Below are 25542 nucleotides of genomic sequence, written 5' to 3'. Positions count from 1 at the left end.
GCCGATCGCACCGGTCCCGCCCCGAGGCTGGAACCAGGGCGCCGGTGACCCCCGGAGCCCTCAAGGAACCCTTCGGAAAGGCCGCCCTCGTGCCCACCAAGAACCTCACCGCCAACCGCGCCGCCCTCGGCCACCGCGTCGGCTACGCCCTGCGCCACCCCGACCGGGTGCCCCGCCATCTGGCGCGCGCCGCAAGGGACTTGTGGCTGCGCCGCCGCCACACCGACCACGTCTCCTACTACCGTGCCGTGATGCGTTCCGACACCCGGGCCGACCCGGACGCGGCGGTCGGCAGCCGCAACCGTGAACGCTGGCTCGCGCTCGGGGCGATGCAGTTCGACTACCTGCTCGGCCATGGTCTGCGCCCCGAGCACCGCATGCTGGAGATCGGCTGCGGCAACCTGCGGGGCGGCTGGCGGTTCATCCGGCACCTGGAGCCCGGGCATTACCACGGCATCGACATCTCGCCGGACATCCTCGTCGCCGCGCAGGACACCATCGTGGAGATGGGCCTGCAACAGCGGCTCCCGACCCTGACCCCGGTCCGCGACCTGACGCTGGGGTTCCTGCCCGACGCCCACTTCGACGTCGTGCACGCGCACAGCGTCTTCTCCCACTCGCCGCTCCCGGTCATCGACGAGTGCCTGTCCCACGTCGGCCGGGTGCTCGCACCGGGCGGCCGGTTCGACTTCACCTTCGACCGCACCGAGGGCGAGGAACACCACGTCCTCCGGGAGGACTTCTACTACCGCACCGAAACCCTGGTGACCCTGGCCGAACGCCACGGCCTCAGGGCCCGCTTCATGGACGACTGGGAGAACCTCCCGCACGGCCAGTCCAAGATCCGCGTCACCCACGGCGACCCGGAGTGAGTCCGGGCCCCGGATGTCCTTTCCCGCCTGACGCGCTCGCGCAGGCCGTCGACATGAATCCGTTCAGCGGCGACGGGGTGGTCAAGGCGAGGGGTTGGTCGACACGACGGGCTCCAGCGTCCGGCTCGTCCTGTTCCACGTCACCGAGGTGTTCCTCCACCTCCACCTCACGCCGAACCCCTTCGGCCGAGAGCCGGATTCCTCCCGGTCCGTTCTTGTAGACCGGTGGAAGGCGTGGCAGCCGACCCGCGACCGACCCCGTGTGCCAGGCTCGGGCGATACCGGTGGGTCGAGCGGGACCGCGAGCCGGTCGGGCGAGGGAGGAAGACACGGATGCGGGTTCGACGACGGCCGGCCCTGGTGGGGGCGGTCCTGGTACTGGAGGTCGTCGTGGCCGCCTGCGGGCAGCCGGGCTACGGGGGAGAGGGAACCGCGTCCACCGGGACACCCGCGTCCACCGGGACAACCGGGTCCACCGCCACCGCCAGGCCCTCGCCCGCACACCCGCGCTTCGACGCCGAGATCAAGCTCGCCGACGGCCGCCGCGTGGGCCTGTCCTACGCCACCGGCCGCGGCCTCCTGGAACAGCACCGGGAGGCCGGATCGGCCGCCTGGAGCACACCCCACCTGGTCCACCGGACGGCGTCGGACCCGTGCCAGAGCCTGACGGCCAAGGCGTTCGACGGCACCGTGGCGGTCATCGCGAACTGGGGTCCCTACTGCGCGGACGGCGAGCCTCCGATGGAGTCGATCGCCGCGGTCGGCACCGGGGATCTGTCACGCTGGGACACCCGTCTCACGAAGAGCTTCGACGGCTGGGAGAAGGTCGTCGCGGTGGGCGACTCGACGCGGCTGCGGTTCACCAGCACGTCCACGCAGTGGCTGATGCGGCTGGACTGGAGCCGGGCGCGGGGTTTCGCGAAGGTGGAGGAGATCCCCCGCTGAGCCGCGCCCCGGAGCCGCCCCGCTGAGCGCTTGGTGACGTTGATCGTCGTCAGGGGGGTTGTCCGTACATTCCCCGGCGCCTAGGCTCCTCTGCGGCAAGCGCTTTCTATGTGCGTCCGCAAGCTGTCCCGCAAAGCCGTCCGAGGAGTACCCGCATGCCCCCGCTCCCAGCCCGTCGTCGCGTCGCCGTCGTCGGGACCGGTGCCATCGTCAGCGGCAGCCATCTGCCCGCCCTCAGAGCCCACGCCGACCGGGTCGACCTGGTCGCCGCGGTCGACGTGGACCCGGCCAGGCTCGGCGCCTTCCGGGAGCTCGCGGGCGAGGAGGTCGCCGGGTACACCTCGACGGAGGCGATGCTGGACGCCGTACGCCCCGACCTGGTGCTCATCGGCACGCCGCCGTCGCTCCACCGGGAGCAGACGATCGCGGCGCTGAAGGCGGGCGCCTGGGTGCTGTGCGAGAAGCCGCTGACGCTCTCCCTCGCCGAGTACGACGAGATCGCGGCGGCCGAGGAGGCCTCGGGGGCGTACGCGTCCGTCGTCTTCCAGCACCGCTACGGCTCCGGAGCCGTACACGCCCGCGAACTGATCACCAGCGGTGAGCTGGGCGCCCCGCGGGTCGCGCACTGCCAGACCACCTGGCACCGCGACGCCGCCTACTACGCCGTGCCGTGGCGCGGGAAGTGGGCCACCGAGGGCGGCGGCCCGACCATGGGGCACGGCATCCACCAGTACGACCTGCTGCTGGACCTGCTCGGCCCGTGGGCGGAGATCCGGGCCATGGCGGCGCGGCTGGTCCACGACACCGAGAGCGAGGACGTCTCCACGGCCCTCGTCCGGTTCGAGAACGGCGCCCTGGCCACCGTCGTCAACAGTGTGCTCTCCCCGGACGAGGTGAGCCGTATCCGCGTCGACTGCGCGGACGCGACGGTCGAACTCACCCACCTGTACGGACACGGCAACGAGAACTGGGTGTACACCCCGGCCCCGCACGTGGCCGCCGAGCGCGTCGAAGCCTGGCGCACCCCCGCCTCGGACGTCCCCAGCTCCCACACGGCACAGCTCGGAGCCCTCCTCGACGCCTACGACAACGGTGTCAGGCCGCCCAACAGCGGTTCGGAGGCCCGCGCCACCCTTGAGTTCGCCGCCGCGCTCTACAAGGCCGCGTTCACCGGCGCCCCGGTGCAAGCGGGCGAGATCGCGCCCGGTGACCCGTTCTACCCGGCCATGCACGGAGACCACCCCCACTGGGCCCCCAAGGAGCGCGCATGAGCATCCGCGTCAGCCACGTCCACGGCGAGCACATCGCGGTCGAGGCGGCGGACGGCACGGAGATCCTCCGGTACGTCTACCGCCCCGACCCCGATCCCTTCGAGTCCCGCAAGCCCTACGCCCACCCGGTACGCACGCTCGCCGGACGGACGGTCACGGGGTACCGCCCCAACGACCACCGCTGGCACAAGGGCCTGCAGATGACGGCGAGTCACCTGTCCGGCCAGAACTTCTGGGGCGGCAACTGCTATGTGCACGGCGAGGGTTACCTGCCCCTGCCCGAGCGCGTCGGATCGATGCGGCACGACGGCTTCTCCGCGTTCACCGTCGACGAGGACCGGCTGGACTTCGCCGAGCAGCTCACCTGGGTGGAGAACGGCGGCGCGGAATGGGCGCGCGAGGAGCGCGGTCTGGCCGTCCACTCGGTCGACCGGGAGGCCGGCGCCTGGACGCTCGACTGGTCGATCCGCCTCACCAACCTCCGCGACGAACCCCTCACCTTCGGCTCGCCGACCACCGCGGGCCGCGAGATGGCCGGCTACACCGGCCTGCAGTGGCGCGGCCCGCGCGACTTCACCGGCGGCACCGTCTTCGCCCCGGGCGCCGACACCGACGCCGACAAGCTGATGGGCTCGCAGAGCCCCTGGCTCGGCTTCACCACCGAGCACGACGACGTCGACGGCCACTCCACCCTCGTCTTCGCGCACGCGCCCGAGAACCTGGACGCGAACGGTGCCGTCCACGAGTCGCACTGGTTCGTGCGCTCCGAACCGTTCCCGACCGTCGCCTTCTCCTGGGCGTTCTTCGAGGAGTTCGAGCTTCCGCCGGGCGAGTCCTTCGCGTACCGCTACCGACTGGTCGTCGCGGACGGAGCCTGGGACGGGGAGCGGGTGGAGCGCCACCTGGAGGGGCTGACATGGTGAGCGAGCCCGCGCTGGCCAAGAGCGGCCTCCCGCACCCGCTGCCCGGAGCCGTCGGCCTCTCCCACCTCAGCGCCTACGACTGGGAGGCCGCCGACGGCGTGTGCGGCGGCAGCCCGCATCTGCACCTGGTGTGCACCGAGGCGTACGTCGTCACCGGCGGCCGGGGCGCGGTGCAGACGCTCAGCCCCGACGGCTACCGGGACATCCCCCTGGAGCCGGGTTCGGTCGCCTGGTTCACGCCGGGCACCGTGCACCGCATGGTGCAGGGCGGCGATCTGCGGATCACCGTGCTGATGCAGAACAGCGGCCTGCCCGAGGCCGGGGACGCCGTCTTCACCTTCCCGGCCGAGATCCTCGCCGACCCCGACAGCTACGCGGCGGCGGCCACCCTGCCGCCCGGCACGGGACCGGAGACGGCGGCTGCCGCGCGGCGCCGCAGGGACCTCGCCGTCGAGGGCTATCTCGTGCTGCGCGAGGCCCTGGTCGCCGGGGACAGCGGCCCCTACGTCGCGTTCCAGCACGCCGCCGCCCGGCTGGTGAGCACCAAGGTGCCGGCCTGGCGGGAACTGTGGCGGGCCGGCGCCCTGGCCACCGCCGAACGCACCGGCGCCCAACTGGACGCGCTGGCCGACGGCGAACCGGCCTACCTCGCCGGGGCGACCGCGTACGAGGCCGCGCCCACCCGGATCGGCGGCTTCGGGATGTGCGGCCGACGGGACGAGTACACGCTCCCGGGGACGACGCTGCCCTACCGGGGCGAGTAGCGGAGCGCACCGCGGGGCAAAGGAGCAGGGCGAGCAACAGGGTTGACATCAGGGGGAGTTCTCAGGGGGGACGTCAAGTAGGACCCGAGGAGAAGAGAGGTGACCTCGGCATGCCCGGACACAGGACAAAGGGGTTCTGCGCATCGGCCGCCGCACTCGCGCTCTGCGCGGTACTGGCAGGCTGCGGAGGATCCGGGGAGTCGGTCGGCGGCGGCACGGTCGTGCTGCGCTACACATGGTGGGGCAACCCCGACCGCGCGGAGCGCACCGAACAGGCCGTCGCCCTGTTCGAGAAGCGCCATCCGAACGTGCGGGTACAGACGTCGTTCTCGGGTTACGACGCCTACAAACAGAAACTCGCCGTCCAGGCCACGGGCGGCGACGCACCCGACGTGATGCAACTGGACTACCGCCAGATCGACCAGTACGCCTCCGGTGGCGTGCTGCTCGATCTGGGACGGCAGAAGTCCGTCCTGCACACCACCGAGATCGACCGGGGCCTGCTGGCCACCGGCCGGGTCGACGGCACGCAGTACGCCGTCCCGCAGGGCCGCGGCACCGAGACCGTCGTCTACGACGTCAAGGCATGGCGGGACGCCGGGGTGCCGCTGCCCCGCCGGGGCTGGACCTGGGACGACTGGGCCGACGCCGTACGCGCGCTGGCGGAGAGGACCGGCAGGCCAGGCGCCACCGACCCGGGACAGAGCGAGGACGCCTTCGAGGTCTGGCTGCGGGGCCAGGGCAAGTCCCTGTACACGAAGGGCGGCACTCTCGGCTTCGGGGTCGACGACCTCACCGAGTGGTGGACCTTCACGGACCGGCTCCGGCGCGAGGGCGCGGTCTCGCCCGCCGAACAGACCACCCAGCTCGACGGGTCCGTCGAGAACACCCCGCTGGGGCGCGGCAAGGCGATCTCCGACGCCAACTGGGACGCCCCGTCCAGCGGTTACCTCGCCCTCGTGCCGAGCGGCATCGCGCTCGCGCCGATGCCCTCCGGCGAGGACGGCACACCCGGCCAGTACTTCAAGCCGTCGATGTTCCTCGGGGTGTCGGCCAACACCGGACACCCCAAGGAGTCCGCGCAGTTGGTCGACTTCCTCCTCAACGACGGGGACGCCGCGAACATCCTCGGCGCCACCCGGGGCATCCCCGTCAACGAGACCGTCCGCGAGCGGACGGCGTCCCGGCTCAAGGACTTCGACAAGACCGTCGCCGACTTCCAGTCGTCCCTCGAAGGCACCCTCAAGGACCCACCCCAGGCGCCGCCCTCCGGCGACAACGCCCTGCAGACCACCTTCCAACGCGACTACGACCAGGTGTCGTACGCGCGCATGTCGCCCCGCGAGGCGGCCGAGAACTACGTCACCGAGGCGAAGGCGGAGCTGAGGTCATGACCACCACCGCGATCCCCACGGAGGCGAAGCGGGCCAGGACCGCCGCCCCCGGGCGCCGCCCCCGGCGCGAACGCCAGGGCGCCGCCTGGGTGTTCCTGTCACCCTGGGTGCTCGGCGCGAGCGTCCTGACCCTGCTGCCGATGGCCGTGTCGCTGTACCTGTCGTTCACGGACTACAACCTCTTCGACCCACCGCGCTGGATCGGCCTGCGCAACTACACGCAGATGTTCACCGAGGACCCCCGCTACTGGCGTTCGGTGGTGACGACGCTCACCTACGTCGTCATCGCCGTCCCCCTGCAACTCGCGCTCGCCCTCGTCGTCGCACTCGCCCTGAAGCCCATGAGGCGCGGCAAGGCCTTCTACCGCTCCGCGTTCTACGCGCCCTCGCTGCTCGGCGCCTCCATGTCCGTCGCCCTGGTCTGGCGAGCCGTCTTCAACGACGGCGGCACGGTGGACAACCTGCTCGGGACCGGCGGCTGGGTGAACAAGCCCGGCTGGGCGCTCCTGGCGGTGGCCCTGCTGACGGTCTGGCAGTTCGGCGCACCGATGGTCATCTTCCTCGCCGGACTCCAGCAGATACCCGCCGAGCTGTACGAGGCGGCGGCCGTGGACGGCGCCGGAAGGTGGCGGCAGTTCCTGTCCGTCACCGTGCCGATGCTGTCCCCGGTGCTCTTCTTCAACCTGGTGCTCCAGACCATCCAGGCCTTCCAGGTGTTCACGCCCGCCTTCGCGGTCAGCGCGGGCAAGGGCGGCCCCGCCGACTCGACCCTCGTCTACACGATGTACCTCTACGACCGCGGCTTCGTCGCCTCCCACATGGGATACGCCTCCGCGATGGCCTGGGTGCTGCTCCTGGTGATCGGCGTCGTCACGGCGGTGCTGTTCCGGACCTCGCGCTCCTGGGTCTTCTACGCGTCCGACACCGATGGGGGAGTCCGATGACCGTCGTCCCGACCTCCGCTTCGCGCAAGCCCGTTCGGTGGGGCCGGGTCGCTCTCCACCTCGGCTGTCTGGCCGCCCTGCTGGTCATGCTCTACCCGCTGGCCTGGCTGCTCGCCACCTCGCTCAAGCCGGCCGACGAGGTCATCGCCAGTCTCGACCTGCTGCCCCGCCACCTGGAATGGTCGAACTACCGGACCGCCATGGACGGCGTGAACGACGTGTCCATCTGGCGGCTGCTGTCCAACTCGCTGCTGATCGCGGGCGGCGCGGTCCTGGGCAACGTCATCAGCTGCTCGCTCGCCGCCTACGCCTTCGCGCGGCTGCGCTTCCGCTTCCGCGGCCCGCTGTTCGCCTTCATGATCGCGACGATCATGCTGCCGCACCACGCGGTGCTGATCCCGCAGTACATCATCTTCAACCAGTTGGGCCTGGTGAACACCTACTGGCCGCTGATCCTGCCGAAGTTCCTCGCCACCGAGGCCTTCTTCGTCTTCCTCATCGTGCAGTTCATGCGCGGACTGCCGCGCGAACTGGAGGAGGCGGCCCGTATCGACGGCTGCGGCCCCTTCCGCAGCTTCTTCCTGATCGTGCTGCCGCTCATCAGGCCCGCGCTGATCACTACGGCGATCTTCACCTTCATCTGGACCTGGAACGACTTCTTCACCCAGCTCATCTACCTCTTCGACCCGGACAAGTTCACGCTCACGCTCGCTCTGCGGTCCTTCGTGGACGCCTCCAGCCAGTCGTCGTTCGGCCCGATGTTCGCGATGTCGGTGATCGCGCTGCTGCCGATCGTGCTGTTCTTCCTCGCCTTCCAGCGCTTCCTGGTGGAGGGCATGGCCAGCTCCGGACTCAAGGGGTGAGCGGGATGGGTGACACACCGGCACGTGAGCCGGGTGAGCTCTTCGGACCCCGGATGACCCTCTTCGCCGACGTGCTGAGTGTTGGGCTCGCCACGGCGGTGACCTGTCTGCCGCTGATCACCGCCCCGGCCGCACTGTCGAGCGCGTGCGCGGTGCTGCGCGGCACGGGCGAGGGCCGACCGGGCACCGCCGGGCGGTACGTCGCGGTGCTGCGACGGCGGCTGCGGGCCGGCGACCTGGCGGCCGGGGCCCTCGCCCTGGCGGGTGCGCTGCTGTGCGCCGCGGACCTCGCGCTGGCCCGGGCGGGGCTGCCGGGGGCGCCGTTGTTCGCGGTGATCGCCGCCGCGATCGGGGCCCTCGCCCTTGTGGTGGGCCTGCGGGCCTGCGCGCGCCCCGAGTCGCTCACCGACTGGCCGGCGGCGCTGCGTGCCGCCGCGCGGGACGCAGCGGGCGACGCGGGCGGATCCGGCCTGGTGCTGCTCGCGGTGGCCACGGCGGTGCTGTGCGCGTGGATGATGCTGCCGCTCGCACTGCTGGCGCCGGGGCCGCTGGCGTTGGCGCTCACCGCGGTGGACGTCCGACGGACGGGCCGGTCCGGGGGGTGAGGGGCCGGCCGGTCCGGGGGTGAACGGACCGGCCTGCCCTAGTGGTCCGTCAGTGCCCGGAACGAGCGCAGCCGCAGCGAGTTGCCGACGACGAACACGGAGGAGAAGGCCATGGCGGCCCCGGCGAGCATCGGGTTGAGCAGTCCGGCCGCGGCGAGCGGCAGGGCTGCCACGTTGTAGGCGAACGCCCAGAACAGGTTGGCGCGGATCGTGCGGAGGGTCCGGCGGGCGAGCCGGACGGCGTCGGCCGCGGCGCGCAGGTCGCCCCGGACCAGGGTCAGGTCGCCCGCCTCGATCGCGGCGTCCGTGCCCGTGCCCATGGCCAGCCCCAGGTCCGCCCGGGCCAGGGCGGCGGCGTCGTTGACGCCGTCGCCGACCATCGCGACCGAACGGCCTTCCTGCTGAAGGCGCTTGACGACGTCGGCCTTCTCCTCGGGCAGCACCTCGGCGACGACGTCCTCGGGTGCGATGCCGACCTCACGGGCGACGGACTCCGCGACCGCCCGGTTGTCGCCGGTCAGCAGGATCGGCGTCAGACCGAGGGCGCGCAGGCGCGTGATCGCCTCGGCGCTGGTCTCCTTGACCGCGTCGGCGACCTCCAGGACCGCCCGCGCCCGGCCGTCCCAGGCCACGGCGATGGCCGTACGCCCGGCCGCCTCGGCCTCCTCCTTGACCCGCCGCAGCTCCCGCGGCAGTTCCAGGGCCCGGTCGGCGAGCAGCCGTTCACGTCCGACGAGGACCGCGTGGCCCTCGACGACACCCCGCACCCCGAGGCCGGGCACGTTCGCGAAGTCGTCCGGAGCGGGCAGTGAGCCGAGCTTCTCCAGGGCCCCCTCGGCCACGGCCCGTGCGATCGGGTGCTCGGAGGCGTGCTCCAACGCCCCTGCCAGCCGCAGGACGTCGGTCTCCACGGTGCCGTCGGCCGGGTGCACGGCCGTCAGGGTCATGCGACCGGTGGTGACGGTGCCGGTCTTGTCCAGGACGACGGTGTCGACGCGGCGGGTGGACTCCAGGACCTCGGGGCCCTTGATGAGGATGCCGAGCTGGGCGCCGCGCCCGGTGCCGACCAGCAGCGCGGTCGGCGTGGCGAGGCCCAGGGCGCACGGGCAGGCGATGATCAGTACGGCGACCGCGGCGGTGAAGGCCTCCGCCGCCCCGGCGCCGTTGCCCAGCCAGAACCCGAGGGTGCCCAGCGCGAGGGCGATCACGACCGGCACGAAGACCCCGGAGATCCGGTCGGCGAGCCGCTGCGCCGCGGCCTTGCCGTTCTGGGCGTCCTCCACCAGCTTCGCCATCCGGGCCAGCCGGGTGTCGGCGCCGACCCGGGTCGCCTCGACGACGAGCCGGCCGCCCGCGTTGACCGTGGCGCCGGTGACCGGATCACCGATCCCCACCTCCACGGGCACGGACTCACCGGTCAGCATCGAGGCGTCCACCGCGGAGGAGCCCTCGACGACGAGGCCGTCGGTGGCGATCTTCTCGCCGGGACGGACCAGGAAGCGGTCGCCGACCTTCAACTCGGCCGCCGGCAGGGTGCGTTCGTCGCCGTCGGCCTTGAGGACCGTCACGTCCTTCGCGCCCAGTTCCAGCAGCGCCTTCAGGGCCGCGCCGGCCTTGCGCTTGGAGCGGACCTCGAAGTACCGCCCGGCCAGCACGAAGGCGGTGACCCCCGCGGCGGCCTCCAGATAGAGGTTGCCGCTCCCGTCCCCGCGGGCGACGGTCAGCTCGAAGGGGTGGGTCATGCCGGGCGTGCCCGCGGTCCCGAGGAACAGCGCCCACACCGACCAGCCGAACGCGGCGGCCGTACCGACCGAGATCAGCGTGTCCATCGTGGCCGCGCCGTGCCGGGCGTTGGTGAACGCGGCCTTGTGGAAGGGCCATCCGGCGTAGGTCACCACGGGCGCCGCCAGTGTCAGCGACAGCCACTGCCAGTACGCGAACTGCAGGGCCGGGATCATGGCCATCGCGACGACGGGCAGGCCCAGCACGACGGCTGTGACCAGCTGTTCGCGCAGTGACCGGAGTGCGTCGTCCGTCGGGGTGGCGTCGCCGCTCGGCGGCGCGGGTGGTTCCGGCTCCCGTGCCGTGTACCCGGTCTTCTCGACGGTGGTGATCAGGTCCCGCACGGAGACGTCACCGGTGTGCGTGACCCGCGCCTTCTCGGTGGCGTAGTTGACGGTGGCCGTCACGCCGTCCATCCGGTTGAGCTTCTTCTCGATGCGCGCCGCGCACGAGGCGCAGGTCATGCCGCCGACGACGAGTTCCGTCTCGGCGTCCGCGCCGGTCGTGGTGGTGGCCATCGCCGCTCCTCGGGTCGTCCCCGCCGTGGACCCACGGTCGACATGGATACGGGGTGGGGGTATCGTGCAATACCTTCCCTGTATACCCCTACAGGGTATGTGGGGCAAGTCTTTCGAAGGCTCGGCGCCCTCACTTGACGAGATACCCCCCAGGGGTATGGTGAGCTGTATCGAGGCCTCGCGTCGAAGCCCGGGGCCCTGACTCCCAGGAGCCGACCATGCATGCCGGACTGAAGATCACCACGTTCGCCGCGGCGCTGGCCGCGACCTTCGGCACCGCCTACGGCGTCGGCAAGGGTCTCGGCCCGGTCGTCGAGGACAGCGCACCCCCGCGCCACGAAAGCCACCGCGAGGCGCCGTCGACCCGCTCCCCGGACGGAGGCGGCGGGCACACGGGACACGAGTCGGAGCCGGCCGGCGGGCTGCAGATCTCCGAGAAGGGCTACACCCTCGACCTCAGGACCCCGCGCGTCACCGCCGGCCGCTCGGCCGACCTGCGATTCGTCATACGGGACGACAGCGGCCGGGCGGTCACCACCTACCGGCGGGAACACGACAAGGAACTCCACCTCATCGTGGCCTCACGCGATCTGGTCACCTACCGCCACCTGCATCCCTCCCGCGCCACCGACGGCACCTGGAGCATCCCCGTCGACCTGCCCCGCGCGGGCGGCTACCGCGTCTTCGCCGACTTCACCCCGGCGAGGAAGAACGCCGAGAACCTCACCCTCGGCGCGGACCTCGCGGCCTCGGGCGCCTATGAGCCGCAGCGGCTTCCGGCGCCGAGCGCCACCGCCCGGGTCCAGGGCTACGAGGTCCGGCTGACCGGCACCCTGCGCCCGGGCACGCCCGCCGACCTCACCCTGAAGGTCTCCCGCGACGGCAGGCCGGTCACCGACCTCCAGCCCTACCTCGGCGCCTACGGCCACCTCGTCGCCCTGCGCTCCGGAGACCTCGCCTACCTGCACGTCCACCCGAACGGCAAGCCCGGCGACGGCACGACCGATCCCGGCCCCGCCGTCTCCTTCACGGCCACGGCGCCGAGCGGCGGCACCTATCGCCTCTTCCTCGACTTCAAGCACGACGGCGAGGTCCACACCGCGGCGTTCACCATGCGGGCGGGGGCGGCGGCGGACGGCGAGCCGTCGGACGCGCCGGCATCCCCGGACACCCACGAGAGCTCGGACGGTCACGGCCACTGATACCCGCCGCCTCCGGGGCGGGCCGGCGGAAGCCATCCCTGTCGACGACCTCGGCCGCCTCGGGGACCACCGGGATCAGGCGCTGCCGTACGACGACGGTGAGCACGGAGTTCGGCGCGGAGCACCACCTCGACTGCCGGCGGGACCCCTCGTCCTGACGGTGTCACCAGCGGCCGTGCCCTGGGCTGCTCAGCCGAGGGCACGGTCCAGGTTGAACGCGGCGCTGATCAGCGCGAGATGGGTGAACGCCTGGGGGAAATTGCCCTGTTGCTCGCCCGTGTGGCTGATCTCCTCGGCGTACAGGCCCAGATGGTTGGCGTAGGTGAGCATCTTCTCGAAGGCGAGCCGGGCCTCGTCGATCCGTCCGGCGTGCACCATGGCCTCGACGTACCAGAAGGAGCAGATGGAGAACGTGCCCTCGTCGCCGCGGAGTCCGTCGGGACTGGCCTGCGGGTCGTAGCGGTAGACCAGGGAGTCGGAGACCAGGTCGTGGGTGAGCGCGTCCAGGGTGGAGAGCCACTTCGGGTCGGTCGGGGCGATGAACTTGGTGAGCGGCATCATCAGGACGGCCGCGTCGAGCACATCGCCGTCCTCGTGCTGCACGAAGGCCTGGCGGGACTCGGACCAGCCGCGCGTCATGATCCGCCGGTAGATCGTGTCGCGGCACTCCAGCCAGCGGGGCAGGTCGGCGGGCAGTCCACGGCGGTTGGCCATGCGGATCGCCCGCTCGATCGCCACCCAGCACATCAGGCGTGAGTACAGGAAGTTCTTGCGGCCGCCCCGGGTCTCCCAGATGCCCTCGTCGGGCTGGTCCCAGTGCTCGCACACCCACTCGACCAGGGCGCACACGTCGTCCCACTGGTCGCTGGAGATGGGCTTGGCCCACTTGTCGTAGAGGTAGATCGAGTCGATCAGCGCGCCGTAGATGTCGAGTTGGAGCTGCTCGGCGGCGCCGTTGCCGATCCTCACCGGCGCGGAGCCCCGGTGGCCCTCCAGGTGGGTGAGTTCGACCTCGGGCAGGTCGGTGCGGCCGTCGATGCCGTACATGATCTGCAGGGGGCCCGACGGCTTGCCGTCACCCGGACTGATGTGCCGGGTCACGAACTTCATGAACGCCTCGGCCTCGCCGGTGAAGCCCAGCCGCAGCAGGGCGTACACGCAGAACGCGGCATCACGCACCCACACGTACCGGTAGTCCCAGTTGCGCTCGCCGCCGAGCTGTTCGGGCAGGCTCGTCGTCGGGGCGGCCACGATCGCGCCGGTCGGCGCGTAGGTGAGCAGCTTCAGTGTGAGGGCCGAGCGGTGCACCATCTCGCGCCAGCGGCCCCGGTACTTGGACGCGGACAGCCAGTGCCGCCAGTACGCGACCGTGGTGGTGAACTGCTCCTCGGCCTCGGTCCGTTGGCACCGGCGCGGCGCCACCTCGCCGCCCACCTGGTCCAGCGCGAACACCGCCGACTCACCCTCGGCGAGCTTGAAGTCGGCCCGCGCGTCCTGGCCGTCGGTCTCCAGCGGCACGGTCGCGGTCAGCGCCAACGACAGCTCGGCGGAGTCGAACACCGCGACGTCGCCCACCACCCGGACCGTGTGCGGGCGGGCGCCGTAGTCGAACCGGGGCGCCACCCGGGCCCGGAACGGGATGGAGCCGCGCACGCACAGCACCCGCCGGATCAGCCGATGGCGTTCCGAATCCGACTCGTCGCCGTCGACCGGCATGAAGTCCTGCACCTCGCCGACGCCGTCCTCGGTGAAGAACCGGGTGATCAGCACGTTGGTGTCGGGGAAGTAGAACTGCTTGGTGGTGGCCGGCACGGTCGCCGCCAGTTCGAAGCAGCCGCCCTTCTCGGCGTCCAGGATCGAGGCGAAGACGCTCGGGGCGTCGAAGGAGGGGCAGCAGTACCAGTCGATCGTGCCGTCGGTCCCCACCAGGGCCACGCTGCGCAGATCCCCGATCAGGCCGTGCTCGGCGATCGGCAGATAGTGCGCCCCGGACACCCGCTGTGTTTCGTCCATCGCAGCCTCCCGGGCCAGACACGCAGCTCAGACCGAGCCTCAGCTTAGGGGGAGCGGGGGGTCCGGTGCCGGAGCAACGGAGATCCCGTTTGCCTAAACACTTTAGGAAGATGCACTATGGGCTTAGGTAGACGAAGGGCGGGTTATGGCACGCGTGGGACTGACCACGGAACGCCTGGTGCGGGCGGGAGCGGAGCTGGCCGACGAGGTCGGCTTCGACCAGGTGACCGTCTCGGCGCTCGCCAGGCGCTTCGACGTCAAGGTCGCGAGCCTGTACTCGCATGTGAGGAGCTCCCAGGATCTGAAGACCCGGATCGCCCTGTCGGCCCTGGAAGAGCTCGCCGACCGGGCCGCCGACGCGCTGGCCGGGCGGGCCGGCAAGGACGCCCTGACCGCCTGGGCGAACGTCTACCGCGACTACAGCGGGGAGCACCCCGGCCGCTCCGCCGCCGCCCGGATGAGGTTCGACCCCGAGACGGCTGCTGCCAGTGCGGGTGTCCGGCACGCCCAGATGATGCGGGCGATCCTCCGCGGCTACGACCTCGCGGAGCCCGACCAGACGCATGCCGTCCGGCTGCTGGGCAGCGTCTTCCACGGCTACGTCAGCCTGGAAGCGGGCGGCGGCTTCAGCCACAGCGCCCCCGACTCGGACGAGAGCTGGGAACGCATCCTGGACGCCCTGGACGCCCTGCTGCGCAACTGGCCCGCCCCGCCACCCATGGAACCGACCGGCTGAGGACATGCCCACGATGAACGACTGGATCACCACGCCCGTCACCGCCGACCTCCTGCGCGGAGCGCTCGACCTGGAGCGAACCGAGGAGGGTGTGCTGCCGCACCGGCTGCCCGCCTGGGCCCGCGACCAGAACACCGACGGGCAACTCGCCATGGCCGAGTCCCAGCCCTCCGGCGTACGACTGGCCTTCCGTACCGCCGCCACGGCCGTCGAACTGGACGCGCTCCCCACCAAACGGATCTACAAGGGCGCCCCGTTCCGTCCGGACGGCGTGTACGAACTGCTCGTCGACGGCCGGCTGTCCGCACAGGGGACCATCAAGGGCGGCACCACCCTGACCATCGACATGACCGCCGGGACCACCGAGTGCCGGCCCGGGCAGCCCGGCACGGTCCGCTTCGCCGACCTGCCCGACGGCGTCAAGGACATCGAGATCTGGCTGCCGCACAACGAGACCACCGAACTCGTCGCCCTGCGCACCGACGCCCCCGTCGAGCCCGCACCGGATTCGGGGCGCAGGGTGTGGCTGCACCACGGCAGCTCGATCAGCCACGGCTCCGACGCCGCCGGCCCCACCACGATCTGGCCCGCCTTCGCCGCCTCCCGGGCCGGCGTCGAGCTGATCAACCTGGGCCTGGGCGGCAGCGCCCTGCTGGACCCGTTCACCGCCCGCACCCTGCGGGACACCCCCGCCGACCTGATCAGCGTCAAGATCGGCATCAACCTGGTCAATCTCGACGTGATGCGCCTGCGGGCCTTCACCCCCGCCGTGCACGGCTTCCTCGACACCATCCGCGAGGGCCACCCCACCACCCCGCTGCTGGTCGTCTCGCCGATCCTCTGCCCCATGCACGAGGACACGCCCGGCCCCAGCGCCCCGGACTTCTCCGGCCTCGCCACCGGGCAGCTGCGGTTCCTGGCCATGGGTGACCCGGCGGAGCGCGCGAGCGGGAAACTCACGCTCGCCGTCATACGGGCGGAGCTGGCCCGGATCGTCGCGCAGCGGGCGGCCGACGACCCCCACCTGTTCTACCTCGACGGCCTCGACCTCTACGGCGAGGCGGACTCCGCCGACCTCCCACTGCCCGACAACCTCCACCCGGACGCCGCCACCCACCGCCACATCGGCGGACGCTTCGCCGAACTGGCCTTCGCGGCGGAGGGGGCGTTCGCGGTCTGACGGGGCGGGCGCGGTCGGCGGGGTCCTCTCGTCGGCCCGGGTTTTCCCGGCCGAGGGGGCCGTCGCGGACCGCGGGCGGCAGGCTGTGGCCGCCGCCCGCCTCTGGTGCCGGTCCCGGTGCCGGTCCTGGCCCGGTCCTAGACCGCGACGACCCTGATCCCCGCCTCCTCGAACCGCCGTACCGTGTCCGCGTCGGCCGCCGTGTCGGTGACCAGTGTGTCCACCGACTCCGCGCCGCAGATCCGGGCGAAGGCCCGCTGTCCCAGCTTGCTGGAGTCCGCGGCGACGATCACGCGCTCGGCGCGCTCGCAGAGCAGCCGGTTGACCGCCGCCTCCGCCTCGTCGTGAGCGGCGGCGCCGTGCACGACGTCGAGGGCGACGACCCCCAGCACCGCCACGTCCACCGTGATCTGGCTCAGCACACCGTCCGCGAGCGGCCCGACCAGCTCGTAGGACTGCGGGCGGGCGACCCCGCCGGTCAGCACGATCTTGAACTGGGGGCGTACGGCCAGCTCGTTGGCGATGTTCAGCGCGTTCGTGACCACGGTCAGCGCGGGCGCACCCGACGAGAGGTCGCCGCGCACGGCCAGCGCCCGCGCCACCTCGGTCGTGGTCGTCCCGCCGGTCAGTCCCACCGCCTCGCCGGGGGCGACGAGGTCCGCCACCGCCTTCGCGATGCGCTGCTTCTCGGAAGCGCGACGGGCCGTCTTGTAGCGCAGCGGCAGCTCGTACGACACGCCGTGCACGACCGCTCCGCCCCGGGTGCGCACCAGCATCTGCTGCTCGGCGAGCTGGTCGAAGTCGCGCCGGACGGTCGCGGACGAGACCGCCAGCTCGGCGGCGGCCTCCTCGACGTCCAACCGGCCGCGCTCGACGAGGAGTTCGAGCAGCGTCGTCCAGCGGGCGTCGCGCGACATCGCACCCTCCGTTCCTAGAGCTCCCGGCGACCCTAGCGCACCGGGCCTGCCGCCTGAATGCTTGATTATGCTCTAAAACTCGCTATATCTTGCAGGAAAAATCAAAACGTCACCGCAGGGGAAGAGGCGTGGCATGACGTATGTCGAGGACGAGCTGACCAGTCAGCCCGAGTGCTGGACCCGCGCGGCGGCCCGGGCGCCGGAGCACGCCGACGCGCTGCCGGCCGCGGGGGAGCGGGTCGCCATCGTCGGCTGCGGCACCTCCTACTTCATGGCGCAGGCCGCGGCGGCGCTGCGCGAGGGCTCGGGCCAGGGCGAGACGGACGCCTTCGCCGCCTCCGAGTTCCCGCACGGCCGCTCCTACGACCGGGTCGTCGCCCTCACCCGCTCCGGCACCACCACCGAAGTACTGGAGCTGCTCGGCGAGTTGAAGGGGCGCACCCGCACCTCCGCGATCACCGCCGACCCCGCCACCCCGGTCATGACCGCCGCCGACGACCTCGTCGTCCTCGACTTCGCGGACGAACGCTCCGTCGTACAGACCCGGTTCGCCACCACCGCGCTCACCCTGCTCCGCGCCCACCTCGGACTGCACTCCGACGCCGTCGTCGCCGACGCCCGCACGGCACTCGGCTCGGACCTGCCCCAAGGGCTCGTGGACTGCGCACAGTTCACGTTCCTCGGCCGGGGCTGGACGGTCGGGCTGGCCAACGAGGCCGGGCTGAAGATGCGCGAGGCGTCCCTCGCCTGGACCGAGGCGTACCCGGCGATGGAGTACCGGCACGGCCCCATCAGCGTCACCACCCGCGGCACCGCCACCTGGATGCTCGGTGAGGCGCCGGACGGCCTGGCCCGACAGGTCCGGGACACCGGCGGGTTGTGGGTCGAGGGAGCTCTCGACCCCCTCGCGGAGCTGGTCCGGGCCCAGCGGCTCGCCGTCGCCGTCGCCGCGGCCCGCGGTCTGGACCCGGACAGCCCGCGTCACCTCACCCGCTCGGTGATCCTCGCCCCCTGACGTGCCGACCGACGTGCCGCCTCGCGCGCCGAGAAAGGAGACAGCCCGTGCCCCTCGTCACCACCGGTGAGCTCGTCACCCGCGCCGCCGCCACCCGCTCGGCCGTCGCCGCCTTCAACATCATCACCCTGGAACACGTCGAGGCGGTCATCGCCGGTGCGGAGTCGGTGAGTTCACCTGTCGTTTTGCAAGTCAGCGAGAACGCCGTCAGGTTCCGCTACGGTCGGCTCCTCCCGCTCGCCCGCTCCGCCGTGGCCGCCGCCGAACGCGCCATCGTGCCCGTCGCGTTGCACCTGGACCATGTGCGGAGCGACGACCTGCTGCGCCAGGCACCCGACGCCGGTTTCAGCTCCGTCATGTACGACGCGGCCCGGCTGTCCTACGCCGAGAACCTCACCGCGACCCGAGCCGCCACCGACTGGGCACACGCCCAAGGGGTATGGATCGAGGCCGAGTTGGGGCGGATCGGCGGCAAGGACGGCGAGTCGCCGCTGGACGCCCACGCTCCCGGCGCTCGCACCGACCCCGCCGAGGCCGCCGCCTTCGTGGCGGACTCCGGTGTCGACGCCCTCGCGGTGGCGATCGGCAGCACCCACGCCATGACCACCCGCACCGCCGCCCTCGACCACCCCCTCCTCGAACGCCTCACCGACACCCTGGACGTACCGCTCGTGCTGCACGGCTCCTCCGGACTGCCGGACGACGAGCTGGCCAGGGCCGTCGCCGGCGGTATCGCCAAGGTCAACGTCGGCACCGCCCTCAACATCGCGATGACGGGCGCGATCCGTGAGTTCCTCGCCGCCCACCCCGAGGCCGTCGACTCACGGACATACCTGAGCGTCGGCCGGGAGGCGATGGTGCGGGCGGTCGCGGGGATCATCCAGGTCCTCGGCCGACCGGAAGGCCCCGCAGGAGACCGAGCCGGAAGCTGAGCCGGCAGCGAGCCTGATCGGCGCCGACCTGCGCACGTTCCAGTTCGACAGGTGGGTCCGCGACTTCCTGAGCGGGCACCCCGCCGGGACCGTCGTGGAGACCGGCACCGGCCTCAACACCCGGTTCGAGCGCCTCGACAACGGCAGAGTGCACCGGTTCGCCCTCGGCCTCCCCGACGTCATCGCCCTCAGGCGCGGCTTCTTCGAGGCCACCGGCCGCAGGCGCACGCTCGCCGCCTCGGTCACCGACCCCGCCTGACCGACTCCCGCACCTGCGCCGACCTGCGCGCCGCCGACCGCCCCGCCCCGGAGTCGTACCGCCTGAATCTCCCCTCGGTGGTGGGAGCTACCGCTTGACGGCCTTCAGGACCACGAACTTCGGGTCGCCGGCGACCAGTTCACTGTTGCCGAACAGCCGGCGCAGCTTCTGGTGGTACCCGAGATGGCGATTGCCGACCACCCACAGCTCACCGCCCGGCCGCAGCGCGCGCCGCGCCCCGGTGAACATGCGCCACGCCGTGCTGTCCGTCGTCGCCTGGTGGGAGTGGAACGGCGGGTTGTTCAGCACCAGGTCCACACTGCCGGCCGGCACCCCCGTCAGCCCGTCCCCGACCCGGAACTCGGCATGCCCCGGCACGCCGTTCGCCTTGAACGTGGCCTCCGCCGACGCCACCGCCTGGAACGACTCGTCCACGAACAGCACCTCGGCCCCGGGGTCGGCCAGCGCCATCGCCGTACCGACGACGCCGTTCCCGCACCCCAGGTCCACCACCCGCCGACCGCCGCCGCCCTCCGGCAGATGCCGCAGGAAGAACCGGGTGCCGATGTCGAGCCGGTCCGCGCAGAAGACCCCCGCGTGGTTGACGACCGTACGGCCCGACACCGGACCGATGCCGTCGGGGAGGTCATAGCGGTACGGCCACGGATTGCCGGCCCGTTCCGGTGACGGTCGCGGCGTGCAGAAGATCAGCCGGGCCTTCTTCTCCGCGAGCGAGGTGCGGGTCGGACCGAGGATCCGCTCGAACAGCCGCAGCGTCGAGGTGTGGATCTCCTTCACCATGCCGGTGCCGACGACGACCGTGCCCGCGTGCACCGCGGGCGCCAGCCGCAGCAGCTGGTCCTCCAGCAGTGCCAGGCTCTTGGGCACCCGCACCAGCAGCACGTCCACCCGCTCGGGCGGCGGATCCTGCGTGGTCAGCAGCCGCACCGCGCCGGTCTCGACACCGGCCCGCACGAGGTTCTCCCGGGTGGCCTCCTGGGCCAGGTACGAGTCGGTGATCTGCACCGGCCGGTGCGCAGCGAGCGCCGTGGACAGCGCGCCCCAGCGATCACCGACCACCACGACCGTGCCGGACAGCGGGACGCCCTGACCGGCGAGATGCGCGAGGAGATAGTCGTCGGAGGCGTCCCAGGCGCGGAGCCCGTCACGTGCGTCCTCGGGGAAACGGGACAGCGCGAGCTCGCCCCAGGGAGTCGTCATACGGTCGGTCATCGTGCGTCCAGGCTAACCGAGCCGCAGCTCAGAGCTGTCGGGCAGGATGGCCCCATGGACGCCGAGCTGTTCCCCAGGGCCCCCACGGAGGTCGCGCCCGGCGCGGTGCACGTGCCGGACTGGCTGGAGACGGCCCGACAGCGCGAGCTGATCGAGGCCTGCCGGCAGTGGGCCCGCCCACCGGCCGGCCTCCGCACCGTCCACACCCCCGGCGGCGGCACGATGACCGCCCGCCAGGTCTGTCTCGGCTGGCACTGGCATCCGTACGCCTACGCCCGCACGGCCGTCGACGGCGACGGCACGCCGGTGAAGCCGTTCCCGGCCTGGCTGGGCGAGCTGGGCCGGGACGCGGTGCGGGACGCCCTGGGCGCGGCACCGGAGCCGTACGACATCGCACTGATCAACTTCTACGACGGTGACGCCCGTATGGGCATGCACCGCGACAGCGACGAGACGTCGGACGCGCCGGTGGTGTCCCTGAGCCTCGGCGACAGCTGCGTCTTCCGCTTCGGGAACCCCCAGACCCGGAGCCGGCCCTACACGGACGTCGAACTGCGCAGCGGCGACCTGTTCGTGTTCGGCGGCCCGTCCCGGCTCGCCTACCACGGGGTGCCCCGGATCCACGTGGGCAGCGCACCCCCGGAGTTGGGTCTGACCGGGCGGCTGAACATCACGCTCCGGGTGAGCGGTCTGGAGGCCTGAGGGCGAGCGGATCATGGGAGACTCGCCCTCATGAGCGGCAAGGCGGACCCCCGGACGGCGGGGGAAGGAACCACCTCGAGGGCGCGGTTGGACCGGGGGCGCGGAGCGCTCGGGCCCGCGTTGGAGCTCGTGCACACCGGACGCGCGCCGACCCGCGCCGTACTGACCGCCGAGCTCGGTGTCACACGAGCCACCGCCGGAGCGGTCGCCGCCGAGCTGGAGGCGCTCGGACTGATCCGCGTCGACGCCCGGCCCGGCGCGGCGGCCGGCTCGCAGGGCCGGCCCTCGCACCGGCTCGCGGTCGCCGAGGACGGCCCGGTGGTCCTGGCCGCGCAGGTGCACGCCGACGGGTTCCGGGCCGCGCTGGTCGGTCTGGGCGGCCGTATCGTCGCCACCGCGCCCGGCTGCGAGACCGTGGAGGCCGATCCGGCCAAGGTCCTGCGGTCCGTCGTGGAGGCCGGCGCCGACCTGCTGCGCGCGACAGGGCGGCGCTGTGTGGGTGCCGGGCTGGCCGTTCCGTCCGCGGTCGCCGAGCCCGACGGACTCGCGCTCAACCCGCTGCACCTCGCGTGGCCGGTGGGCGCCCCGGTGCGCCGCATCTTCGCCGAGTGCGTGCGCGCGGCCGGCCTCACCGGCCCGGCCTTCGCGGGCAACGACGTCAACCTCGCCGCGCTCGCCGAACACCGGCACGGCGCGGGCCGCGGCGCCCGGGACCTGCTGTGCGTGGCCACCGGACACCGGGGCGTGGGTGGCGCGCTGGTGCTCGACGGGCGTCTGCACACCGGGAGTTCGGGTCTGGCGCTCGAAGTCGGCCACCTCACCGTGAACCCCGAGGGCCGCCCCTGCCACTGCGGCAGCCGCGGCTGCCTGGACGTCGAGGCCGACCCGCTCGCCTTCCTCACCGCGGCGGGCCGCGCCCCGGGCCCCGAGGTCTCCCTGCTCCAGCAGTCCCACGACCTGATCCGCGACCACTACGACGACCCGGCCGTCCGCACCGCCACCGAGGCGCTCATCGACCGACTCGGCCTCGGCCTCGCCGGCCTGGTGAACATCCTCAACCCGGACCGCATCATCCTCGGCGGTCTGCACCGCACCCTGCTGGACGCCGACCCGGACCGGCTGCGCGCGGTCGTCGCCGACCGCAGCCTGTGGGGACAGAGCGGCGGCGTGCCCATCCTGGCCTGCACCCTCGACCACAACAGCCTGGTCGGCGCGGCCGAGTTGGCCTGGCAGCCGGTCCTGGACGACCCGCTGGGGGCGCTCGCCGAGTGACGCCCACGTCTCCTGCCCGACGCGCGCGCCGGGGGCGTGCACGCCCCCGCGGGTAGGCTCGGGGTCATGCGGATCTCCGTCTCCTCGGACATGGACGAACCCGTGGCGCACACCCTCGTCACGGAACTGCGCGCACGCGGCCACGAGGTGGTGCCGTACGGCGCGCTGCGCCCCGGCGACGACCCCCGGTGGGCCACCTGCTCCTCGGCCGCCGCCCGCGCGGTCGCCACCGGGACGGCGGACCAGGCCGTCGTGTGCTGCTGGACCGGCACCGGGGCCTCGATCGCCGCGAACAAGGTGCCCGGCGTACGCGCCGCCCTGTGCACGGACGCCTACACGGCGGACGGCGCCCGCCGCTGGAACGACGCCAACGTCCTGGCGCTGAGCCTGCGACTGACGTCCGAGCCGTTGCTCAGGGAGATCCTCGACGCCTGGTTCACCGCCACGGCCGGCGAGGACACCGAGGACCGCGAGAACCTCGCCCACCTGGACCACCTCGACGTCGGCAGGACCACGCCCTAGCTCAACGGCACGGGCTCCACAGGTCGACGAGCCCGCCCGATGAGCGAGATCGGCGGATCCCTCATGTGGTCCGTCGACGCCCGGGTGCGGTCCCTCAGGAGCGAACGGGAGCTGCCCGTCGACCCGTTCACCGCCGGTGTCCTCGTCGCCACCCTGCCGGCCCAGGCCGACGCGTTCGCCGAGCGAGGTCACCCGTGGTCGGAGATCGTCAACGAGTCCGTCGACTCGCTGCTGCCCCATGTACAGGCCCGGGACGCGGCCCCTGGCCGACAACTGCTCCCGCACCGCCCGTCCGGGAGCCCGCCGCCGGGGCCCGCGCCTCCCGGCCGCGTACGAGCGGACCGTCTGCCCGGTGCCCGACGACCCGGTGGACACCTCCCTCCCGAGGGCCTTCGACACCCGTCCCGTCCACGAGGCTCAGGCCGCTGCTGCGCAGCTCCGGCCGTCCGTGGACACCGCCGTCGCCCACGTCCCGTCAGCTCCCCCGCGTGGACGGTCGGCGCCACTCCACCGCGAACGCCCGGCCGGGGTTCTGGGTGAACATCCGCTCCACGACCTCCTCGTCCAGGTCGAGCGCGAGCCGTGGCCGCACCCGGCGCAGCAGATACGGCATCCCCGGGCCGCCGTTGACCGAGCGTGCCGCCGCGGTCGTGGTGTCACCGCCGAGCAGCAGACGGTCTCCGTGACCCGCGTCGACGAGCGCCCGGACGACCCCCGGCATCCGCCAGTCCGTGGCGTGGTGAGCGAGGGAGGGTCCGTCAAAAGCGAGATAGCAGCCCGATTCCGCGGCCAGGAGATGACCCCTGGCGTCGGGGGAGCGGTTCAGGTGCCCCAGGATCACCCGGTGCGGCGGCACCCCGCACTCGCCGCACAGCAGGTCCAGTACGTCCAAGGCGCCGGTGCCCTGCTCCAGGTGGACGGCGATGGGCGCCCCCGTCGCACGGTGGGCCTCGGCCGCCGCCCGCATCGTCCGGCGGGCGTGCGCGTCCAGGCCGTGAAACCCACCCGCGACCTTGATCAGCCCGGCCCGCACCCCCGATGTGCCGATGCCCTCGGTCAGTTCGGCGACGAAGACCTCGGCGAGCCGGCCCCGCAACCCGGCGAGCGTCCCGTCGTCGTAGTGGACGGCCTGGTGCAACCCGGTCGCGGCCACCACGGCCACGCCGGTCTCCCGGGACAGCGCCGGCAGATCGGCGGCCCGCCGCCCCAGCCCGTACGGCGTCCACTGCACCACGCTGGCGCCGCCCTGCGCGAGGAACGCCGCCAACTCCGCGCGGGCGGCGGACAGCAGCTGGAGTTCCTGGCCCGGAAGCCGGGGACTCCTGAAGAACAGGTGGTCGTGCGCGTCGCAGACGCCCAGCGCCTCGGGCGGCACGTCCCCGAGCACCGTACGTACCGCGCTCACCATCGCCGCCCCCGCGGCAGCCGGTCCAGACCCGGTGCCGACAAATGCAGCACCTGGAACACCTCGCCCTCGGCCTTCGGGGTCCGGTGTGCCCAGAGCGAGAAGTGGACCAGCTCCCAACGGCTGGTGTCCACGGCGGTCGCCGCCAGCACCACACCGTCCTCCCCGGCCAGACGCGCTGTCTCGCCCACGGCGTCCGCCACGGCCGCGGCCAACTCGACTCCGTCCGGGATCCGTTCCCGGTGGCGCACCGCGGCCCGCGCGGGGGCGCCGACCGCACCGCCCTCCTCGTGGGCCAGCCCCGTCCACTGCCGGACCGACGGCCGCCCGAAGTCGTCGGGGATGCGCTGGAAGGCGCCGCCCCACAGGAAGGTGTTCATGCCCTCCAGGGTGTTCCACAGGTAGAACGGCGCGTACTGGTTGACGGACGAGCCGTCGATGCCGCGTTCGCGCATCAGGAACGCCTTGGCGCCCAGGCCGTCCCAGTGGTCGAGCAGCTGGCCCGACCGGGCGACCCGGTCGCGGATGACGCCCATGTCGTAGTCGGCGGGCAGGGTGAGTTCGTACTGCATGGCGTGCATCGGGTGGCCTCCTCAGGCGGGGCCGGCCTGCGAGAGCAGCGACAGCAGCCCCCGGACGCCGGTGTCGAACGCGGCCGGTGAACCGGAGGCGCGGGCCAGGACATAACCGCCCTGGACGGTCGCGAGGACGGCGGCGGCGATCTCCTCGCCGTCCAGCGCGGGCGCGAACTGCCCCTGCTCCTTGCCCTCTTCGACGATGGCGGCGATCCGTTCACGGATCACGTCGAGCGTCTCGTCGACCGGTGCGCGCAGTGCGTCGTCAGCGATGATGTCCGGGTCCATCGTCAGCCGCCCGATCGGACAGCCGCGCAGCACGTCGCGCTCGCGCCGCAGATAGGCCTCGATCCGCTCGTGCGGCGTTCCCGGGCCGTCGAGTACTCCCTCGGCGGTAGCCAGCAACTCCTCGGCCGTCCGCCGGATCGCGGCCAGGGCGAGGTCCGGCTTCCCCTTGAAGTGGTGGTACATGCTGCCCTGCCCGGCATCCGCGCGCTCCAGGATGGCCTTGGGGCTGGTGCCCACATAGCCGCGCTCCCACAACAGCTCACGGGTGGACTCGATCAGTCGCTCCGAGGTGCTCATCCACCCACTGTACATACTAGTAGGTACAGAAATCGAGTGTCCGAGGAGCAGCCACCGCACCCGCGCGTACTCCCCGGGAGGTACACGCACTGCCGCTGGCCGTACGACGACCG

25 protein-coding genes are annotated in these 25542 nt (G+C 72.4%); 18 read left to right on the top strand and 7 right to left on the bottom strand.

Translation table 11 applies throughout. The annotated features are described in order from the left end of the window. Positions 1-89: 89 nt before the first annotated feature. The 9 genes from ACZ5VD_RS10605 (at position 90) to ACZ5VD_RS10565 (ending at position 8581) form a co-directional block, all read left to right on the top strand. Positions 90-872: a class I SAM-dependent methyltransferase gene (locus ACZ5VD_RS10605; RefSeq protein WP_468682194.1), complete on the top strand. Its 783-nt coding sequence runs from the start codon at positions 90-92 to the stop codon at positions 870-872. Between the two features lie 333 nt (positions 873-1205). Further along, positions 1206-1817, top strand: coding sequence for a hypothetical protein (locus ACZ5VD_RS10600; protein WP_468681919.1), 612 nt, complete (start codon positions 1206-1208; stop codon positions 1815-1817). 155 nt (positions 1818-1972) lie between these two features. Then, positions 1973-3088: a Gfo/Idh/MocA family protein gene (locus ACZ5VD_RS10595; RefSeq protein WP_468681917.1), complete on the top strand. Its 1116-nt coding sequence runs from the start codon at positions 1973-1975 to the stop codon at positions 3086-3088. After that, complete coding sequence (locus ACZ5VD_RS10590) at positions 3085-4011, top strand: DUF6807 domain-containing protein (RefSeq protein WP_468681914.1); 927 nt, start codon at positions 3085-3087, stop codon at positions 4009-4011. The genes ACZ5VD_RS10595 and ACZ5VD_RS10590 overlap by 4 nt, the downstream gene beginning before the upstream one ends. Next, positions 4005-4775 (top strand): cupin domain-containing protein, encoded by a 771-nt coding sequence (locus ACZ5VD_RS10585; RefSeq protein ID WP_468681912.1) that lies wholly within the window; start codon positions 4005-4007, stop codon positions 4773-4775. Before ACZ5VD_RS10590 ends, ACZ5VD_RS10585 begins: the two co-directional genes overlap by 7 nt. A gap of 110 nt (positions 4776-4885) precedes the next feature. After that, a complete protein-coding gene (locus tag ACZ5VD_RS10580; protein WP_468549620.1) occupies positions 4886-6169 on the top strand; it encodes an ABC transporter substrate-binding protein in 1284 nt (427 codons plus the stop codon). Further along, positions 6166-7113 carry a carbohydrate ABC transporter permease gene (locus ACZ5VD_RS10575; RefSeq protein ID WP_468549619.1) on the top strand — a complete coding sequence of 316 codons (948 nt, stop codon included), beginning with the start codon at positions 6166-6168 and terminating at the stop codon, positions 7111-7113. The genes ACZ5VD_RS10580 and ACZ5VD_RS10575 overlap by 4 nt, the downstream gene beginning before the upstream one ends. Continuing rightward, complete coding sequence (locus ACZ5VD_RS10570) at positions 7110-7976, top strand: carbohydrate ABC transporter permease (protein WP_468549618.1); 867 nt, start codon at positions 7110-7112, stop codon at positions 7974-7976. Before ACZ5VD_RS10575 ends, ACZ5VD_RS10570 begins: the two co-directional genes overlap by 4 nt. A gap of 5 nt (positions 7977-7981) precedes the next feature. Then, positions 7982-8581: a hypothetical protein gene (locus ACZ5VD_RS10565; RefSeq protein WP_468549617.1), complete on the top strand. Its 600-nt coding sequence runs from the start codon at positions 7982-7984 to the stop codon at positions 8579-8581. Positions 8582-8619: 38 nt separating this feature from the next. Here ACZ5VD_RS10565 and ACZ5VD_RS10560 read toward each other — a convergent pair whose 3' ends face one another. Further along, positions 8620-10881: a heavy metal translocating P-type ATPase gene (locus tag ACZ5VD_RS10560; protein ID WP_468681910.1), complete on the bottom strand. Its 2262-nt coding sequence runs from the start codon at positions 10879-10881 to the stop codon at positions 8620-8622. Between the two features lie 218 nt (positions 10882-11099). Between ACZ5VD_RS10560 and ACZ5VD_RS10555 the strand changes: the two genes are divergently transcribed. After that, positions 11100-12083, top strand: coding sequence for a hypothetical protein (locus ACZ5VD_RS10555; RefSeq protein ID WP_468681906.1), 984 nt, complete (start codon positions 11100-11102; stop codon positions 12081-12083). A gap of 189 nt (positions 12084-12272) precedes the next feature. Here the strand turns inward: ACZ5VD_RS10555 and ACZ5VD_RS10550 are convergent, their stop codons facing one another. Continuing rightward, on the bottom strand, positions 12273-14096 hold the full coding sequence (locus tag ACZ5VD_RS10550; RefSeq protein WP_468551833.1) for a glycoside hydrolase family 15 protein: 1824 nt from the start codon (positions 14094-14096) through the stop codon (positions 12273-12275). 145 nt (positions 14097-14241) lie between these two features. On the opposite strand from ACZ5VD_RS10550, the gene ACZ5VD_RS10545 reads away from it, so the two are divergent. Then, positions 14242-14832 (top strand): TetR/AcrR family transcriptional regulator, encoded by a 591-nt coding sequence (locus ACZ5VD_RS10545; protein WP_468551834.1) that lies wholly within the window; start codon positions 14242-14244, stop codon positions 14830-14832. Between the two features lie 4 nt (positions 14833-14836). Then, the gene (locus ACZ5VD_RS10540; RefSeq protein WP_468681904.1) at positions 14837-16012 is read left to right on the top strand and encodes a GDSL-type esterase/lipase family protein; all 1176 of its coding nucleotides are present in this window, start codon (positions 14837-14839) and stop codon (positions 16010-16012) included. A 137-nt stretch (positions 16013-16149) separates the two neighbouring features. Here ACZ5VD_RS10540 and ACZ5VD_RS10535 read toward each other — a convergent pair whose 3' ends face one another. Beyond that, complete coding sequence (locus ACZ5VD_RS10535) at positions 16150-16929, bottom strand: DeoR/GlpR family DNA-binding transcription regulator (RefSeq protein WP_468551836.1); 780 nt, start codon at positions 16927-16929, stop codon at positions 16150-16152. A 133-nt stretch (positions 16930-17062) separates the two neighbouring features. On the opposite strand from ACZ5VD_RS10535, the gene ACZ5VD_RS10530 reads away from it, so the two are divergent. The 3 genes from ACZ5VD_RS10530 (at position 17063) to ACZ5VD_RS10520 (ending at position 19135) form a co-directional block, all read left to right on the top strand. After that, positions 17063-17944 carry an SIS domain-containing protein gene (locus ACZ5VD_RS10530; RefSeq protein ID WP_468681902.1) on the top strand — a complete coding sequence of 294 codons (882 nt, stop codon included), beginning with the start codon at positions 17063-17065 and terminating at the stop codon, positions 17942-17944. Between the two features lie 47 nt (positions 17945-17991). Further along, positions 17992-18876: a class II fructose-bisphosphate aldolase gene (locus tag ACZ5VD_RS10525; protein WP_468681901.1), complete on the top strand. Its 885-nt coding sequence runs from the start codon at positions 17992-17994 to the stop codon at positions 18874-18876. 94 nt (positions 18877-18970) lie between these two features. Then, positions 18971-19135, top strand: coding sequence for a hypothetical protein (locus ACZ5VD_RS10520; protein WP_468681899.1), 165 nt, complete (start codon positions 18971-18973; stop codon positions 19133-19135). 87 nt (positions 19136-19222) lie between these two features. Here ACZ5VD_RS10520 and ACZ5VD_RS10515 read toward each other — a convergent pair whose 3' ends face one another. Then, positions 19223-20356 (bottom strand): methyltransferase, encoded by a 1134-nt coding sequence (locus ACZ5VD_RS10515; protein ID WP_468552010.1) that lies wholly within the window; start codon positions 20354-20356, stop codon positions 19223-19225. A 66-nt stretch (positions 20357-20422) separates the two neighbouring features. Here ACZ5VD_RS10515 and ACZ5VD_RS10510 point away from each other — a divergent pair, with 66 nt between their 5' ends. From ACZ5VD_RS10510 to ACZ5VD_RS10500, 3 genes are all read left to right on the top strand, one after another. Next, entirely contained in the window at positions 20423-21070 is a 648-nt protein-coding gene (locus ACZ5VD_RS10510) for an alpha-ketoglutarate-dependent dioxygenase AlkB family protein (protein ID WP_468551840.1), read from the top strand. Positions 21071-21100: 30 nt separating this feature from the next. Then, on the top strand, positions 21101-22342 hold the full coding sequence (locus ACZ5VD_RS10505) for an ROK family protein (RefSeq protein ID WP_468681897.1): 1242 nt from the start codon (positions 21101-21103) through the stop codon (positions 22340-22342). Positions 22343-22408: 66 nt separating this feature from the next. Beyond that, a complete protein-coding gene (locus ACZ5VD_RS10500; protein ID WP_468551842.1) occupies positions 22409-22864 on the top strand; it encodes an RpiB/LacA/LacB family sugar-phosphate isomerase in 456 nt (151 codons plus the stop codon). 475 nt (positions 22865-23339) lie between these two features. Here the strand turns inward: ACZ5VD_RS10500 and ACZ5VD_RS10495 are convergent, their stop codons facing one another. The 3 genes from ACZ5VD_RS10495 to ACZ5VD_RS10485 are packed head-to-tail and all read right to left on the bottom strand — an operon-like array spanning position 23340 to position 25444. Further along, complete coding sequence (locus tag ACZ5VD_RS10495) at positions 23340-24272, bottom strand: phosphotriesterase family protein (RefSeq protein ID WP_468551843.1); 933 nt, start codon at positions 24270-24272, stop codon at positions 23340-23342. Then, a complete protein-coding gene (locus ACZ5VD_RS10490) occupies positions 24266-24850 on the bottom strand; it encodes a DUF4865 family protein (protein ID WP_468551844.1) in 585 nt (194 codons plus the stop codon). Before ACZ5VD_RS10490 ends, ACZ5VD_RS10495 begins: the two co-directional genes overlap by 7 nt. 12 nt (positions 24851-24862) lie before the next feature. Next, a complete protein-coding gene (locus ACZ5VD_RS10485) occupies positions 24863-25444 on the bottom strand; it encodes a TetR/AcrR family transcriptional regulator (protein ID WP_468681895.1) in 582 nt (193 codons plus the stop codon). Between the last annotated feature and the right edge of the window lie 98 nt (positions 25445-25542).

This window comes from Streptomyces sp. NPDC032822, assembly GCF_055578825.1.
The sequence above is the reverse complement of the archived record's forward strand: the minus strand, read 5'-3'. Positions and strand labels throughout refer to the sequence as shown.